The sequence below is a fragment of the Actinomycetes bacterium genome (assembly GCA_035489715.1).
Lineage (GTDB): Bacteria > Actinomycetota > Actinomycetes > JACCUZ01 > JACCUZ01 > DATHAP01.
Genome location: DATHAP010000063.1, coordinates 1 through 14,793 on the forward strand (window position 1 = coordinate 1; position 14,793 = coordinate 14,793).

Below are 14,793 nucleotides of genomic sequence, written 5' to 3' on the forward strand. Positions count from 1 at the left end.
CTGCCCGAGGTCGGCGACGTCGACAAGCCCAAGCTGGTGTTCTTCTTCGACGAGGCGCACCTGCTCTTCGACGACGCGTCCAAGGAGTTCCTCGGTGCGATCGCGCAGACCGTGCGGCTGATCCGGTCCAAGGGCGTCGGCGTCTTCTTCGTCACGCAGACGCCGAAGGACGTGCCGGCCGACGTCCTCGCCCAGCTGGCCAACCGGGTGCAGCACGCGCTGCGCGCCTTCACCCCGGCTGACGCCAAGGCGCTCAAGGCGACCGCGTCGACCTTCCCGATGTCGGGCTACGACCTCGAGGAGGTACTGACCCAGGTGGGCATCGGCGAGGCCGTCGTCACGGTGATGTCCGAGCGCGGTGCCCCGACGCCGGTCGCCTGGACCCGGCTGCGTGCTCCGCAGTCGCGGATGGCACCGGCCGACGCCGCGCTGCTGACGGCGGCCGTCGAGGCGTCGCCGTTGACGGCGAAGTACGCCGAGCAGGTCGACCGGGAGTCGGCGTACGAGCGGCTGGCCGCCCGGATGCAGAAGCCCGCGAAGATGGGGTCGCCGCAGGGCGGCAAGCCGTCCTCGGGCGACCGGCCTCGCCGTACACCTGCGTCCCGCCGCGAGGCACCGGAGAAGTCGACCGCCGAGAAGGTGATCGAGTCGTCGGCCTTCAAGCAGATGGCCCGCTCGGCGGCCGCCGTGCTCGGCCGCGAGATCACCCGCAGCATCTTCGGCACCCGCCGCCGCTGAGCGAGCGGCGCGCGGGGACCCGGGCGGGGGATGTCTGGCGGAGGACGCGGGATTCGAACCCGCGAGGGGTTGCCCCCAACACGCTTTCCAAGCGTGCGCCCTAGGCCACTAGGCGAGTCCTCCGCGCAGCAGGGTACCGGAGCACCGACACCCGCCCGAATCTCGCCGCCGCCCCGGCTTTGTCGTTGCGGACGCACCAGACACGCCGCCCGCGTGGTGTGTCAGCGTCCACAAAGGTGGCCGTCTGGGTGGGTGGTGGTGGGCGGGTAGAGTGGTGCGCCGACCCCTCGTGCGGCGTCATCCCGCTGAACTCCCCCAGGGCCGGAAGGCAGCAAGGGTAGGCAGGCTCTGGCGGGTGTGCGGGGGGTCCTTTGCTGCCGGTGGAGAGCATCGGTCGCCGGTCGGTGGACCCGGCTAGGGTCGGTGCGTGACCCAGGCGCTCTACCGCAGGTACCGGCCCTCGACCTTCGACGAGGTCATCGGGCAGGGTCACGTCACGACGCCGCTGCGCAACGCGCTGTCCTCCGACCGCACCCATCACGCCTACCTGTTCAGCGGCCCGCGTGGCTGCGGCAAGACGACCAGCGCCCGCATCCTGGCCCGCTGCCTCAACTGCGAGCAGGGCCCGACCCCGACGCCCTGCGGCGTCTGCCAGTCCTGCCAGGACCTGGGACCCGGCGGTGCCGGCAGCCTCGACGTCATCGAGATCGACGCGGCCAGCCACGGTGGTGTCGACGACGCGCGCGACCTGCGCGAGCGCGCGTTCTACGCCCCGGCGTCGTCGCGCTTCAAGGTCTACATCATCGACGAGGCGCACATGGTGTCCCGCGAGGGCTTCAACGCGCTGCTCAAGCTCGTCGAGGAGCCGCCGGAGCACGTGAAGTTCGTCTTCGCGACCACCGAGCCGGACAAGGTCATCGCGACGATCCGCTCCCGCACCCACCACTACCCGTTCCGGCTGGTGCCGCCGACCGAGCTGCAGGCCCACCTGGCAGGGGTGTGCGAGCAGGAGAAGGTCGTGGTCGACCCGGCGGTGCTCTCGCTGGTGGTGAGGGCGGGCCGCGGCTCGGTCCGCGACTCGCTCAGCGTCCTGGACCAGCTGCTCGCCGGGGCGGGCGCCGACGGCCTGACCTACTCCGGTGCCGCCGCCCTGCTCGGCTACACCGACGCCAGCCTGCTCGACGACACCATCGACGCGTTCGCGGCCGGTGATGCGGCGGCGGTCTTCCGCATCGTCGACCGGGTCGTCGAGGGCGGCCACGACCCCCGCCGCTTCACCGAGGACCTGCTCGAGCGGTTGCGCGACCTGATCGTCATCGACGCCGTGCCCGACGCGGCGGGCAGCATCCTCGGCGAGCACCCCGACGACGAGCTGGAGCGGATGCGCCAGCAGGCCGCCCACTTCGGGCGGGCCGAGCTCTCCCGCGCCGCCGACGTCGTCAACGCCGGCCTGACCGAGATGCGCGGCGCCACCGCCCCCCGGCTGCACCTCGAGCTCATCGTGGCGCGCGTGCTTCTGCCCGCTGCCGACCACGCCGAGCGCGGCTTCGCGGCTCGCCTCGACCGGCTCGAGCGCCGGCTCGCCACCGGTCCGGTCGGCGCGGGGGAGCAGTCCGTCGGTACGCCGTCAGCGACCCGCCCGGCACCAACCGCGACCCAGGCCCGGCCGGCACCCGTGACCGCGCCGGCGTCGGCAGCCGAGCCGGCTCCGGCAGGGGCTGAGGCTGCCGCCGTTGCGGAGCCCGCACCGACTGCCGCGGAGCCCACGCCGGCCGCCGCGGAGGCAACGACGGCCACCGCGGAGGCCACGCCGGCTGCCACGCCCGAGCCGGCGTCTGCCGCGGCGGCCGACCCGGCCGGCGGGGTCGATCTGATCACCGTCCGCCGGATGTGGCCCGACGTCCTCGACGTGGTCAAGGGGATGCGCCGCTTCTCCTGGACGCTGCTCAGCCACAACGCGCAGGTGGCCGGGGTGGCGAACGGCCGGCTGACCCTTTCGATGGTCAACGCCGGGGCGCGGGACAGCTTCACCAGCAGCGGCAGCGACGAGATCGTGCGGCAGGCGCTGATCACCGTGCTGGCCGTGGACTGGAAGGTCGACGCGGTGGTCGACCCCTCGACCGACCCGGCCGCCGCCGGTGCGCCCGCCGGCGCGGGACCGGCAGCCGCCCAGTCGCCGGCCGCCCGGCCCACGGCCGGCCAGTCCCCGACCGCCGGCCCGGGCGCTCGAACAGCCCCTGCCGCACCGCAGCCGGAGCGCCCCGCCGCCCCCAGCGGCCGGGCGGCCGCGATGGCGGCGGTCGCCGAGGAGGCGGAGACAGCGAGCGGCAACCCGGGCGGCTCCGCCGACGACGTCCCCTCCGCCGACGACCCGGACGCCGACGAGACCGGTCTGACCTCCCAGGACCTGCTCGCCCGCGAGCTGGGCGCCAAGGTCATCGGCGAGTACGACGCCAGCTGAGGGCCCGGTGAGGGGACCCGGCCTCGTCCCGGGGCCGTAGGCTCCACGGGTGAGCACTCCCGACGCCCCCGGCTCCGACCTGTCCGACGACAACCTCGCCGGCCTGCTGCAACAGGCCCAGGCCATGCAGACCCGCCTCCTGGAGGCGCAGGAGGAGCTGGCCCGGGCCGAGGTGACCGGCTCGGCCGGCGGTGAGCTGGTCCACGCGACGGTCACCGGCGGCGGTGAGGTGGTGGGGCTGCGCATCGATCCGGCCGCCATCGACCCGGACGACGCCGAGGGGCTGGCCGACCTGGTGGTCGCGGCGATCCGCGACGCCAACCGGGCAGCGCGGGAGCTGCAGGACCAGACCATGGCCCCGCTGGCCGAGGGGCTGGGCGGCATGGGCGGCGGCCTCGGGCTGCCGGGCCTGTAGGCGAGGACCGCGGTGTACGAGGGCGTCGTCCAGGACCTGATCGACGAGCTCGGTCGGCTGCCGGGCGTCGGGCCGAAGTCGGCCCAGCGCATCGCGTTCCACCTCCTGGCTGCCGAGCCTGCCGACGTACGCCGTCTCGTCTCCGCCCTCACCGAGGTCAAGGAGAGAGTCCGGTTCTGCGCCACCTGCGGCAACGTCGCCGAGGACGAGCAGTGCCGCATCTGCCGGGACGCGCGCCGGGACCTCACGGTCATCTGCGTGGTCGAGGAGCCCAAGGACGTGGTCGCGATCGAGAAGACCCGCGAGTTCCGCGGGCGCTACCACGTGCTGGGCGGCGCGATCAGCCCGATAGAGGGCATCGGTCCCGACGACCTGCGGGTCCGCGAGCTGATGACCCGGCTGGCCGACGGCGAGGTGACCGAGCTCATCCTCGCCACCGACCCCAACCTCGAGGGGGAGGCGACGGCGACCTACCTGGCCCGGCTGGTCAAGCCGATGGGGCTGCGGGTGACCCGCCTGGCGAGCGGCCTGCCGGTCGGCGGCGACCTGGAGTACGCCGACGAGGTCACGCTCGGTCGGGCCTTCGAGGGGCGGCGGTTGCTCGATGTGTGACCGAGTGGTGAGGATGGGCCCATGACTGCGACCGACGACCTGTCCGACTTCACGGTCGAGATCGCCGACCAGGTCGAGAGCTTCGTGGTCGCGGTGCGCGAGATCGCGGCCGCGCAGGACCCCGACTACGCGATCTCGCTGCTGCTGCTCGAGGTGTCGCAGCTGCTGCTGGCCGGCGGCCGGCTCGGTGCGATCTCCGACGTGGTGCCCGACGACCGGTTCGAGCCCGACGCCGGCTTCGACCCCGACCTCGAGGGGTTGCGCTCGTCGCTGGCCAACCTGCTCGAGCCGATCGACGAGCACGCCGCGCTCTTCGACCCCTACGCGAGCGAGCCGGAGCTCTTCACCAGCCGGCTCTCCGACGACATCACCGACGTGATGAGCGACCTCCTGCACGGCCTGCAGCACTACCGTGCCGGCCGGTCCACCGAGGCGCTGTGGTGGTGGCAGTTCTCCTACCTGAGCAACTGGGGCAGCACCGCCTCGTCGGTGCTCCGCGCGCTGCACTCGGTCGTGTCCCACGTGCGGCTCGACACCGACCTCGACGAGACCGTCAAGGTCGAGGACCGGCTGCTCGCCGAGACCGTCGCCGAGGTGCACCAGCACCCCTAGGCCGGCACACCGCCGGGGCACCCGGGAGTCAGGCGATCCGGACACCGCGCGGCAGGCGATGGACCGGCGTGCGCAGCCGGCGCACGGTCACGATCACCGCGCCGACGCCGAGCAGCACGTCGAAGGCCAGACCGTACGGCCAGACCGGACCTCCGCCGTCCGGCGCGGTGTCGCCGAAACGCTGGCCGTCTCTCGGCGGGCGGCGCGCCTCCCGGATGGCGTTGCCCAGCTCGCCCAGCGGGTCCAGCGTCTCCGGCACCCGCTCGCCGGTCCGCGGGTCCAGCCGTTCGGGCAGGGCCGGGGCCGAGTCGGCGAGCACGACGAACGGGTTGGGCGCGAGCAGCGGCCAGGTGCGGTCCGGCCGCACCCGGGTGGTCGTGTAGCTGCTGCGGGTGACCGGGCCGTCGGGGTCTATCCGCCCGGTCTCCGGGTCCACGGCCGGGCTCCGGTAGTAGACGGTCGCCTGCTCGCTGGTCAGTGCGGTGGCCAGCCCGAAGGCGATCAGCGTCCCGACGGTGAGCGCGAAGACGGTGACGTAGGACATCAGTGCGGAGGTGATGCTGCGGGCGAAGACCGCCGACAGGCACTGCGCGAGAGCGCACACGACACCGAGCAGCAGCGCCACGACCAGCAGCGTGCTCACGACGTTGACCAGAGGCAGGCCGCCCTCGACCATCGCCCACCCGACGATCGGCAGCGTCAGCGCCAGAAAGACAACCGCCGTGCCCCAGGCTGCGGCCAGCTTGCCGAGCGCGATCTGGGCAGCGGTCAGCCGGGTCACCTGGAGGGTGGCCAGCGTCCCGCGCTCCCGGTCGCCGTTGATCGACTGCGCAGTCAGCGCTGGCACCACGAGCAGCGCCAGCCCGAGGACGAAGAGCAGCACCCCGCCGAACAGCGTCGGGCCTACCGGCCGGCTGTCGCCGGCCGAGGTCACCGCGTCGATGCCCAGCCGCAGCAGCAGCGCGAACACCAGCACGACGCCGAACCAGATGCCGAGCAGCCAGCGCCACCGCCCGGCACGGATCCGCAGCCGGAACTCCTGCTCGGCGACCGTCCGCACCCCGGCCAGCAGGCTGCCGGCACGCGAGGGCGCCGGCGTCGCCGGGCGGTCCAGCCGGTCCAGCCGGTCCTTGCTGACGGTCATCGGCGCTCCTCCGTCAGCTCGAGGTAGGCCGCCTCGAGGTCGCCGCCGCTGGGCGCCAGCGACACCACGCGCACGCCGGCGCGGACCAGGGCCACCACCAGGTCGGCGGCCTCCTCGTCCGAGCCGACCACGACCTCGAGCCCGGAGGGGCCGGGCGCCGAGTGCGCCATGCCCATCGAGTCGAGCACGGCGACCAGCGCGCCGTCGTCCAGGGAGCGGATCCGCCACGGTCGGGCCCGGGCCTGCGGCAGTGCCCGCACCGAGTGCTCGCCGACCGTCCGCCCGCCCTCGATGAACACCACCCGGTCGGCGACCTCCTCGAGGTCGGACAGGACGTGGCTCGAGACCAGCACCGCCACCCCGGCCGCAGCCTGCGCCCTGAGCAGCTCCCGCAGGTCCACCCGGCTGCGCGGGTCGAGCCCGCTGGCCGGCTCGTCGAGCACCAGCACCCGCGGACGGTGCACCAGCGCGCGGGCCAGCCCGAGCCGCTGCTTCTGGCCGCGCGAGAGGACGTGCACCGGTGAGCCGGCGAACGTCTCCAGGTGCACGTCCGACAGCAGCTCGTCCGCCCGCCCTCGCCGCGCGCCGGCCGGGAGCAGGTACGCGGCCGCGAAGAACTCGAGGTACTCCCGCACCGTCAGGTTGTCGTAGACGCCGAAGACGTCCGGCGACCAACCGAGCACGGCGCGCACCGCGTCCGGCTCGGTGACCGGGTCGTGGCCGCCGACCGACACCCGTCCGGCGTCCGGGACGAGCAGCGAGGCGAGCACCAGGAAGAGCGTGGTCTTGCCGGAGCCGTTGGGTCCGACCAGGGCGGTGACCTCGCCCGGCGGCGCCGTCAGGTCGATGTGCCGCACCGCCTCGACCGCCCCGAAGCGGCGTGCGACACCGTCGACGAGGATCCCCCCGGCGGCTTCCATCACCCGATCCTGGCCCACCCGCGCGGGTTCCGGCTGCCGGACGCGCGGGGGTCGCCCGTCCACCCCTCCCTAGACTGGGACGTCCAGCCGGAGGAGAGCGAGCGAAGGAGTCGCGGTCGTGGCCCTGGTCGTGCAGAAGTACGGAGGCTCCTCCGTCGCCGACGCCGACTCGATCAAGCGCGTCGCGAAGCGCATCGTCGACACCCGCAAGGCCGGCAACGACGTCGTCGTCGCGGTCTCGGCGATGGGCGACACGACCGACGAGCTCGTCGACCTCGCCCAGCAGGTGAGCCCGCTGCCGCCCGGCCGCGAGCTCGACATGCTGCTCACGGCCGGCGAGCGCATCTCGATGGCCCTGCTGGCCATGGCGATCGCCAACCTGGGCTACGAGGCGCGGTCCTACACCGGCAGCCAGGCCGGCGTCATCACCGACTCGACGCACGGCAAGGCCCGCATCATCGACATCACCCCGGGCCGCATCCGGTCCGCCCTGGACGAGGGCGCCATCGTCATCGTCGCCGGCTTCCAGGGCGTCTCCCAGGACACCAAGGAGATCACCACCCTCGGCCGCGGCGGCACGGACACGACGGCGGTCGCACTGGCCGCTGCGCTCGGGGCGCAGGTGTGCGAGATCTACACCGACGTCGACGGGGTGTTCTCCGCCGACCCGCGCATCGTGCCGACCGCGCGCCGGCTGTCCCGCATCTCCTACGAGGAGATGCTGGAGATGGCGGCGTGCGGCGCCAAGGTGCTGCACCTGCGGTGCGTGGAGTACGCCCGCAGGTACTCGATCCCGGTCCACGTGCGGTCGTCGTTCTCGACCCGCGAGGGCACCTGGGTCACCGACGAGGACGAAGGGGTCGACCAGATGGAGCAGGCCATCATCAGCGGCGTCGCGCACGACCGCTCCGAGGCCAAGATCACCGTCGTCGGCGTGCCGGACAAGCCGGGCGAGGCCGCGGTGCTCTTCCGCGCCATCGCCGCCGCCGAGATCAACATCGACATGATCGTGCAGAACATCTCCGCTGCCGCCACCGGCCGCACCGACATCTCGTTCACGCTGCCCAAGAGCGACGGGCAGACCGCGATGTCGGCGCTGAGCCGGATCCAGGGCCAGGTCGGCTTCGAGGACCTGCTCTACGACGACCAGGTCGGCAAGGTGTCGCTCGTCGGGGCCGGCATGCGCTCGCACCCCGGCGTCTCCGCCACGTTCTTCGGCGCCCTCGCCGACGCCGGCGTCAACATCGAGATGATCTCGACGTCGGAGATCCGGATCTCGGTCGTCGTCCGCGGCGAGGACGTCGACGCCGCCGTCACGGCCGTGCACAGCGCGTTCGAGCTCGACACGGCCCAGACGGAGGCCGTCGTCTACGGAGGGACCGGCAGGTGAGCAGCAGAAGGGACGGTCTGACCGTGGGTATCGTCGGTGCGACCGGTCAGGTCGGCACCGTGATGCGGCGGCTGCTGGACGAGCGCGGGTTCCCGTTGTCCCGCATCAGGTTCTTCGCCTCCGCCCGCTCGGCCGGCAGCACGCTGCCGTGGCGTGGAGAGGAGGTCGTCGTCGAGGACGCCAGCACCGCCGACGTCAGCGACCTCGACATCGCGGTGTTCTCTGCGGGCGCGACGACATCGCGGGCCATCGCGGAGCGGTACGCCGCGGCCGGTGCGGTCGTCGTCGACAACTCGTCCGCGTGGCGGATGCACCCCCAGGTGCCGCTGGTCGTCAGCGAGGTCAACGGCGACGAGGTGGCCAACGCGGTCAAGGGCATCATCGCCAACCCCAACTGCACGACGATGGCCGCGATGCCGGCACTGAAGCCACTGCACGACGAGGCCGGCCTGGTGCGGATGGTGGCCAGCACCTACCAGGCGGTCTCCGGGAGCGGAGGCGCCGGTGTCGACGAGCTCGACAAGCAGGCCCGTCAGGTGGTCGACCGGGCCACCGAGCTGGTGCACGACGGCTCGGCCGTGCCCTACCCGGAGCCCGAGAAGTACATCGCCCCGATCGCCTTCAACGTGCTCCCGATGGCCGGCTCGCTCGTCCCCGACGGCTCGTTCGAGACCGACGAGGAGCAGAAGCTGCGCAACGAGAGCCGCAAGATCCTCGGCATTCCGCAGCTGCTCGTCTCGGGCACCTGCGTGCGGGTGCCGGTCTACACCGGGCACTCGCTGTCGCTCAACGTGGAGTTCGAGCGACCGCTGTCGGTCGCCCGCGCGATCGAGCTCCTCGCGGCAGCGCCGGGTGTCGAGCTGGCCGACGTACCCACTCCGTTGGCGGCGGCCGGCACCGACCCGAGCCTGGTGGGGCGCATCCGGCAGGACCCGGGCGTGCCCGACGGACGCGGCCTGGCGCTCTTCGTCGTCGGCGACAACTTGCGCAAGGGTGCCGCGCTCAACGCCGTGCAGATCGCCGAGCTGGTCGCCGCCCGCCGTTAGCCGGTCGTCGCACGCCGGGTACGGCAGCATGTCCCCGTGATGTCGCTGCGTGTCTCCGTTCGCGCGGAGCTCTCCGCCGACGTCGTCGAGCTGCTGCGCTCGGACCCGGCGGTCAGCAGCCTGTCGGTCCTACGCGGAGCGTCGATCTCCCCCGAGGGCGACGTGGTGCTCGCCGACATCGCCCGCGAGGGGGTCAACGAGGTCGTCGACCACCTGCGCGACCTCGGAGTGCAGGAGGACGGCACGATCCAGGTCGAGGCGGTCCACGCCTGGCTGTCGCAGCGCGGCCTCGCGGCCGAGCAGCGCACGCCCGGCAGCAGCGCGGACGCCGTGGTGTGGGCCGACGTGACGCAGCGCGCGTACGAGGAGTCCGAGCTCAACTGGACCTACCTGAGCTTCATGACCCTCGCGACCCTGCTCGCATCGATCGCCATCGTGCTGGACTCGCAGGTCCTGGTGATCGGCGCGATGGTGCTCGGACCGGAGTTCGTGCCGATCGCCGCTCTTGGCCTGGCACTGGTGCGACGCCGCAGAAGCCTTTTCCGCCGGGCTGCCTCGACGCTGCTGCTGGGCTTCACCGTCGCGATCCTGCTGGCAACCCTGGCAGCACTGACGGCGCGGTGGCTCGGCTGGGTCGACGCGGAGGACGTGACCGGCAGTCGGCCGGAGACGCACTTCATCTACTCGCCGGACCGCTGGACGTTCGTGGTCGCGGTGATCGCGGCGGCCGCCGGTGTCCTGTCGCTCACCTCGGCGAAGGTCGGCGGGCTCTCCGGGGTCTTCATCTCGGTGACGACCGTGCCCGCGTCCGGCAACGTCGCCCTGGGGCTGGCGTTCGGCGTCTGGGACGAGGTGACCGGGAGCGGCCTCCAGCTGCTGCTCAACCTCTCGGGCATGGCCGTTGCCGGCTGGCTCACCCTCGCGGTCCAGCGCGCCCTGTGGTCGCGGGCGTCGGTGCGCCGGCCGCTGCGCCGACGGCTCCCGTCAGGCCCGCCCGACTGACCGGCGTCGCGGCGTACGCCGTCAGGGGACCGGGACCGCCACGTCGGTGCCGCCCTCGGGTGTGAGCCGGACGCCCATGCGCAGCACGGCGGGGGCAGGCACGAATGCGCCGGCGGCCAGCACCTCGCCCTGCACGAAGAACGGTGACGAGCGCAGCATCGCGGGTGGTGCGAAGCCGAAGACGTCTGCCAGCTCTGCCAGGTCGCCGGGCGAGTTCATCCGCATCAGCAGCAGGTTGTCGCACTGCGACAGCACCTGCGGGTGGATCTTCGACGGTCGCTGGGTCGAGAGCAGCAGCCACAGGCCGTACTTGCGACCTTCGGCCGCGATCTGCACCAGCCGCTCGACCAGCGCCGCCTGCGCGGGGCCGGCCGGCCGTGCCGGGCACAGGTTGTGCGCCTCGTCGATGACCAGCAGCGTGGGTGTCCGGCCCTCGCGCTGCTGCCACAGCCGCTCCACCAGGTCGAGGCTCGCGGCGACCGGCTCGTGCGGGTCCCGGAACCCGCTGAGGTCGAGCACCGTCATCCGCGGCCCGTCCTCGACGACCTCCCAGGCCGAGCGGCGCTCGCCGGCCCAGACCTCCCAGTCCAGAAGCCCGAGGTTCTCGATGCGCTGCGCGAGCGCCTCTCCGTTCCCGCCCTGCTCGCGCATCCGGCGCACGAGGTCGTCGATGCCCTGGACCGACTCCGAGCTGTCGGACATGTGCAGGAAGTGGTTGTACTCGTCGCGGTCGCGGAGCGGGTCGAGCCGGAGCAGCGCGGCCCGGGCCGCGACCGGCATGGTCATGAAGCGCATCCGCAGCGGCTCGCTGCCCTCGCGGCCGGCACCGTCGGCGGCCAGGACCCGGACGTCGGTGGCCGCCAGCCGCTCGGAGAGGTCGGCAGGTGCGTCCGGGCGCGGCGTGCCCAGCCGCACGTAGTCGGCGTTGGGGTCGAGCACCACCATCCGCAGGTCGGTGCCGAGCAGCAGCTGCTCGAGCAGCACGCCGAGGGCGTACGTCTTGCCGGACCCGCTCTGGCCGCACAGAAAGGTGTGGCGGCCGAAGCCCTGCGGGCGGAGCCGGGCCGGCACGGTGGCCCCGGACGGGCTCCAGGAGCCGATCGGGAGCGTCGCGCCGACGGCGGCCTGCAGGGCCTCGAGGGTCTCGGCGGCGACGGGTCCGACCGAGGCGTCGGCGAAGGGCGCCCGCGCCGACCGGTCGACCGTGCCGTCGGGCCGCATCGCCCCGACCAGCAGCCCGGTCGAGCGCTCGACGCCGTCGGACCCGGTCGTCGGGGGCTCGAGGACCTGACCCAGGTACGTCCTGTCCCCGCTGCGGAGCAGGACGATGTCACCCGGTGACGTGCCGCTGTCGGCGGACGTGACGGCGATGGTCCGACCGTCCGGCGAGGACGCGCCGCCGGTCACTGCGTGCCGGCCAGCGCCCGGTTGCTGATGGCGCCCAGGACGGCGGACACGATGCTGATGACCAGCGCGGCCACGATGGTCCAGCCGAAGCCCCCGACGTCGAGCTTGTCGCTGAGGCCGGCGACCGCTGCCAGGACGACCGCGTTGACGACCAGGGCGAAGAGCCCCAGCGTGATGATCGTCAGCGGCAGCGAGATCAGGTGCAGGATCGGCCCGAGCACCGCGTTGACGATGCCGAACAGGAGGGCGACCCAGAGGTAGGTGAAGAAGCCGCCGTCGACCTCGAAGCCCGGGATCAGCCAGGCGGTGATCCAGAACGCTGCGGCGATGACGAGCAGGCGGACGAGCAACCACTTCAGCATGGCGACATCGTGCTCCTCGGACGGCGTCCGCAGACGCAGGCGTGCCGCACCGGCGCGGCTCCTCGCGGCCAGGATGTCGAGCCGACCGGCGTCGCCGCCTCACCCATGAGGGGTGATGCACCGTCCGGCCCGCGCCGGGAGCCTCGTCCCGTGCGCTCCACGGGCCGCTTCTCGCGCCTGCGCGGCTGGGCCCAGGGCGGCAGCGAGCGGACCGCCCGGACCCGGGCCTGGACGTCCGACCTGCTGGCTCGGATCCCGGTCCTCGGTCGACTGGTCTCCGAGCTGGTCCGCGTCGAGGTGATCGACCGATCGCTGGCGATTGGTGCGCAGGCCCTGCTGGCCGTGCTGCCGCTGCTCGTGGTCGTGGCCGCCTTCGCGCCGCCTTCCTTCGGAGCCGACGTGCTCGCCCACATCCGGGACGCGATGGGGCTCGCCCCCGAGGCCACCGGGCCGCTCCAGAAGCTGGTGCTCCCCGAGTCGGAGCTGCGTCAGGAGACCGGGTACATCGGACTGCTGATCACGTTGATCTCGGCGACCAGCTTCTCGCGCGCCCTGCAGCGGACCTACGCGAAGATCTGGGACCTGACGGGCGTGCGCCGCAGCGGCGCCGTGCGGAGCAGCGTGATCTGGCTCGTGGGCTGGCTCATCTACCTCGACGGCGTGGTGCTTGTCGGCGGTCTGCTCGCCGACGTCCCGGGGCACCCGGCGCCGCAGGTCGTGGTCCTCGGCACCTTTGCGGTCCTGATCTGGTGGTGGGGCGCCCGGGTGCTGCTGCTGTGGCGGGTCGCGTGGTCGCACCTGTTGCCGACCGCCGTGCTCACGGCGTTGGGCATGCTCCTGCTCACCACCGGGTCGAACATCGTGATGCCGCGCTACGTCAAGGTCAGCGTCGAGCAGTTCGGCACCTTCGGCCTGGTGCTCGCCGCTGCGTCGTGGCTTGTCGCCTTCGGCTTCGTGGTCATCGTGATGGCGGTGGTGGGCCGGGTCTTCGCCGAGCACGCCGGGTGGGGCCGGTTCGTTGACCGCGCAGCAGGGCGGCGCCACACCGCCGTGGCGACTCGGCCCGGGACGACGGACAGCCGGCGCCTCTGAATCTCGCGAAGCACCGGCCGTCTGCTGTCGGGGTGGCGGGATTTGAACCCACGACCTCTGCGTCCCGAACGCAGCGCGCTACCAAGCTGCGCTACACCCCGAAGGAAGCGCGGACAGTCTAGCCGGTGCGGGGGAGTGCTCCGCCCGGCCGGGTCGGGCCGGTTGAACCTGTCAGGACTCCCGCGGCACCAGGGTCAGCAGCGTCGCCTCGGGGCGGCAGGCGAAGCGCACCTGCGCGTACGGCGACGTACCGACTCCGGCGGAGACGTGCAGGAAGGCACGGCGCCCGCCGTGCTCGTGGGTGGAGAGCCCCTTCGCCTGGCGCCGCGGCAGGTCGCAGTTGGTCACCAGCGCGCCGACGAACGGCACGCAGAGCTGGCCGCCGTGCGTGTGGCCGGCCAGCACCAGCGGGAAGCCGTCGGCGACCATCGGGTCCAGGACCCGGCGGTAGGGGGCGTGGGTGACGCCGATCGACAGGTCGGCTGCGGGGTCGGCGGGACCGGCCACGTCCTGGTAGCGGTCCTGCCGGATGTGCGCGTCGTCGGTGCCGACCAGCTCGATCTCTCGGTGGTCGGCCTTGATCCGCTCGCGGGCGTTGTCGAGGTCGACCCAGCCGGCGGCGAGCAGGCCGTCGCGCAGGTCGTCGGTGGGCATCCGGTGCTTCGACAGACGCGGCTCGCCGACCGGCAGCAGGTAGCGGGCCGGATTCTTGAACGTCGGCTCGTAGTAGTCGTTCGAGCCCATGACGAAGGCGCCGGGCCGCTCGAGCAGCGGGCCGAGCGCGTCCAGGACCGCCGGCACCGACTCTCGGTGCGCCAGGTTGTCTCCGGTGTCGACGACCAGGTCCGGCTCCAGACCGGCCAGCGAGCGGACCCACTCGCGCTTCGCCTTCTGGCCGGGCGTCAGGTGCAGGTCGGAGACGTGCAGCACCCGCAGCGGCCGGGCACCCGGTGCGAGAACCGGCACCTCGACCCGACGCAGCGTGAACGCGCGGATCTCGTACGCCGCAGCCCAGGTCAGGCAGGCCGCCCCGGCCACCGCACCCGCGGCGGTCGCGACGGCAGCCGCGGACAGCGGCGTGCGGGGAGGTCGAGACACCACCCGATGCTGACACACTTGCCGGCATGTCCCCACTCAAGGACCAGCTGCAGGCCGACCTCACCGCGGCGATGAAGGCGCGTGACGAGCTGCGCTCCGCCACGCTGCGGATGGTGCTCACCGCGGTCCGCACCGAGGAGGTCGCGGGCAAGTCGGCGCGCCAGCTCGACGACGCCGAGGTCGTCACCGTGCTGGGCCGCGAGGCGAAGAAGCGTCGCGAGGCCGCCGAGGCGTTCGACCAGGGCGGCCGGCCGGAGAGCGCCGAGCGGGAGCGCGCCGAGGGCGAGGTCATCGCGACCTACCTGCCGGCCCAGCTGGGCGACGACGAGCTGCGCGACCTGGTCGCCGCGGCGATCGGGGAGACCGGCGTCTCCGGTCCGCAGGCCATGGGCCAGGTGATGAAGGGCGTCACGCCGAAGACCGCCGGCCGGGCCGAGGGTGGCCGGGTCGCCGCGGAGGTACGTCGCCAGCTCGGTCTCTAGACCCGGAGCCGG

15 protein-coding genes, 2 tRNA genes and 1 other RNA gene are annotated in these 14,793 nt (G+C 73.1%); 11 read left to right on the top strand and 7 right to left on the bottom strand.

The window, feature by feature from the left end:
• On the top strand, positions 1–738 hold a 738-nt coding region (locus tag VK640_05485), incomplete at its 5' end, for a helicase HerA-like domain-containing protein (GenBank protein HTE72637.1).
• Between the two features lie 35 nt (positions 739–773).
• Here the strand turns inward: VK640_05485 and VK640_05490 are convergent.
• Positions 774–861 (bottom strand) — tRNA-Ser (locus VK640_05490).
• Between the two features lie 155 nt (positions 862–1,016).
• Here VK640_05490 and ffs point away from each other — a divergent pair.
• The 5 genes from ffs to VK640_05515 all read left to right on the top strand — a co-directional run bounded on the left by ffs (position 1,017) and on the right by VK640_05515 (position 4,838).
• An RNA gene (gene ffs, locus VK640_05495) (signal recognition particle sRNA small type) lies at positions 1,017–1,113 on the top strand.
• Positions 1,114–1,165: 52 nt separating this feature from the next.
• Positions 1,166–3,199, top strand: coding sequence for a DNA polymerase III subunit gamma and tau (locus tag VK640_05500; protein HTE72638.1), 2,034 nt, complete (start codon positions 1,166–1,168; stop codon positions 3,197–3,199).
• 49 nt (positions 3,200–3,248) lie between these two features.
• On the top strand, positions 3,249–3,614 hold the full coding sequence (locus tag VK640_05505; GenBank protein HTE72639.1) for a YbaB/EbfC family nucleoid-associated protein: 366 nt from the start codon (positions 3,249–3,251) through the stop codon (positions 3,612–3,614).
• A gap of 12 nt (positions 3,615–3,626) precedes the next feature.
• On the top strand, positions 3,627–4,226 hold the full coding sequence (gene recR, locus VK640_05510) for a recombination mediator RecR (GenBank protein ID HTE72640.1): 600 nt from the start codon (positions 3,627–3,629) through the stop codon (positions 4,224–4,226).
• A gap of 21 nt (positions 4,227–4,247) precedes the next feature.
• Positions 4,248–4,838 carry a DUF5063 domain-containing protein gene (locus VK640_05515; GenBank protein HTE72641.1) on the top strand — a complete coding sequence of 197 codons (591 nt, stop codon included), beginning with the start codon at positions 4,248–4,250 and terminating at the stop codon, positions 4,836–4,838.
• A gap of 28 nt (positions 4,839–4,866) precedes the next feature.
• On the opposite strand, the gene VK640_05520 is transcribed toward VK640_05515, so the two are convergent.
• Positions 4,867–5,982, bottom strand: a complete 1,116-nt coding sequence (locus VK640_05520; GenBank protein ID HTE72642.1) for an ABC transporter permease subunit — start codon at positions 5,980–5,982, stop codon at positions 4,867–4,869.
• Entirely contained in the window at positions 5,979–6,902 is a 924-nt protein-coding gene (locus VK640_05525; GenBank protein HTE72643.1) for an ABC transporter ATP-binding protein, read from the bottom strand. The genes VK640_05520 and VK640_05525 overlap by 4 nt, the downstream gene beginning before the upstream one ends.
• A gap of 118 nt (positions 6,903–7,020) precedes the next feature.
• Here VK640_05525 and VK640_05530 point away from each other — a divergent pair, with 118 nt between their 5' ends.
• The 3 genes from VK640_05530 to VK640_05540 are packed head-to-tail and all read left to right on the top strand — an operon-like array spanning position 7,021 to position 10,340.
• Positions 7,021–8,292 carry an aspartate kinase gene (locus VK640_05530; GenBank protein HTE72644.1) on the top strand — a complete coding sequence of 424 codons (1,272 nt, stop codon included), beginning with the start codon at positions 7,021–7,023 and terminating at the stop codon, positions 8,290–8,292.
• Between the two features lie 23 nt (positions 8,293–8,315).
• Positions 8,316–9,338, top strand: a complete 1,023-nt coding sequence (locus tag VK640_05535; protein ID HTE72645.1) for an aspartate-semialdehyde dehydrogenase — start codon at positions 8,316–8,318, stop codon at positions 9,336–9,338.
• A gap of 36 nt (positions 9,339–9,374) precedes the next feature.
• The gene (locus tag VK640_05540) at positions 9,375–10,340 is read left to right on the top strand and encodes a DUF389 domain-containing protein (protein HTE72646.1); all 966 of its coding nucleotides are present in this window, start codon (positions 9,375–9,377) and stop codon (positions 10,338–10,340) included.
• Between the two features lie 21 nt (positions 10,341–10,361).
• Here VK640_05540 and VK640_05545 read toward each other — a convergent pair whose 3' ends face one another.
• Positions 10,362–11,747 carry an ATP-binding protein gene (locus VK640_05545; GenBank protein HTE72647.1) on the bottom strand — a complete coding sequence of 462 codons (1,386 nt, stop codon included), beginning with the start codon at positions 11,745–11,747 and terminating at the stop codon, positions 10,362–10,364.
• Positions 11,744–12,109 (bottom strand): phage holin family protein, encoded by a 366-nt coding sequence (locus VK640_05550; protein HTE72648.1) that lies wholly within the window; start codon positions 12,107–12,109, stop codon positions 11,744–11,746. The genes VK640_05545 and VK640_05550 overlap by 4 nt, the downstream gene beginning before the upstream one ends.
• 150 nt (positions 12,110–12,259) lie before the next feature.
• Between VK640_05550 and VK640_05555 the strand changes: the two genes are divergently transcribed.
• Entirely contained in the window at positions 12,260–13,201 is a 942-nt protein-coding gene (locus VK640_05555; protein HTE72649.1) for a hypothetical protein, read from the top strand.
• A gap of 27 nt (positions 13,202–13,228) precedes the next feature.
• On the opposite strand, the gene VK640_05560 is transcribed toward VK640_05555, so the two are convergent.
• Both VK640_05560 and VK640_05565 read right to left on the bottom strand, forming a co-directional pair.
• Positions 13,229–13,302, bottom strand: a tRNA-Pro gene (locus tag VK640_05560).
• Between the two features lie 70 nt (positions 13,303–13,372).
• Positions 13,373–14,275, bottom strand: a complete 903-nt coding sequence (locus tag VK640_05565; protein ID HTE72650.1) for a metallophosphoesterase — start codon at positions 14,273–14,275, stop codon at positions 13,373–13,375.
• Between the two features lie 50 nt (positions 14,276–14,325).
• Between VK640_05565 and VK640_05570 the strand changes: the two genes are divergently transcribed.
• A complete protein-coding gene (locus tag VK640_05570; GenBank protein ID HTE72651.1) occupies positions 14,326–14,781 on the top strand; it encodes a GatB/YqeY domain-containing protein in 456 nt (151 codons plus the stop codon).
• The last annotated feature ends 12 nt before the right edge of the window (positions 14,782–14,793 follow it).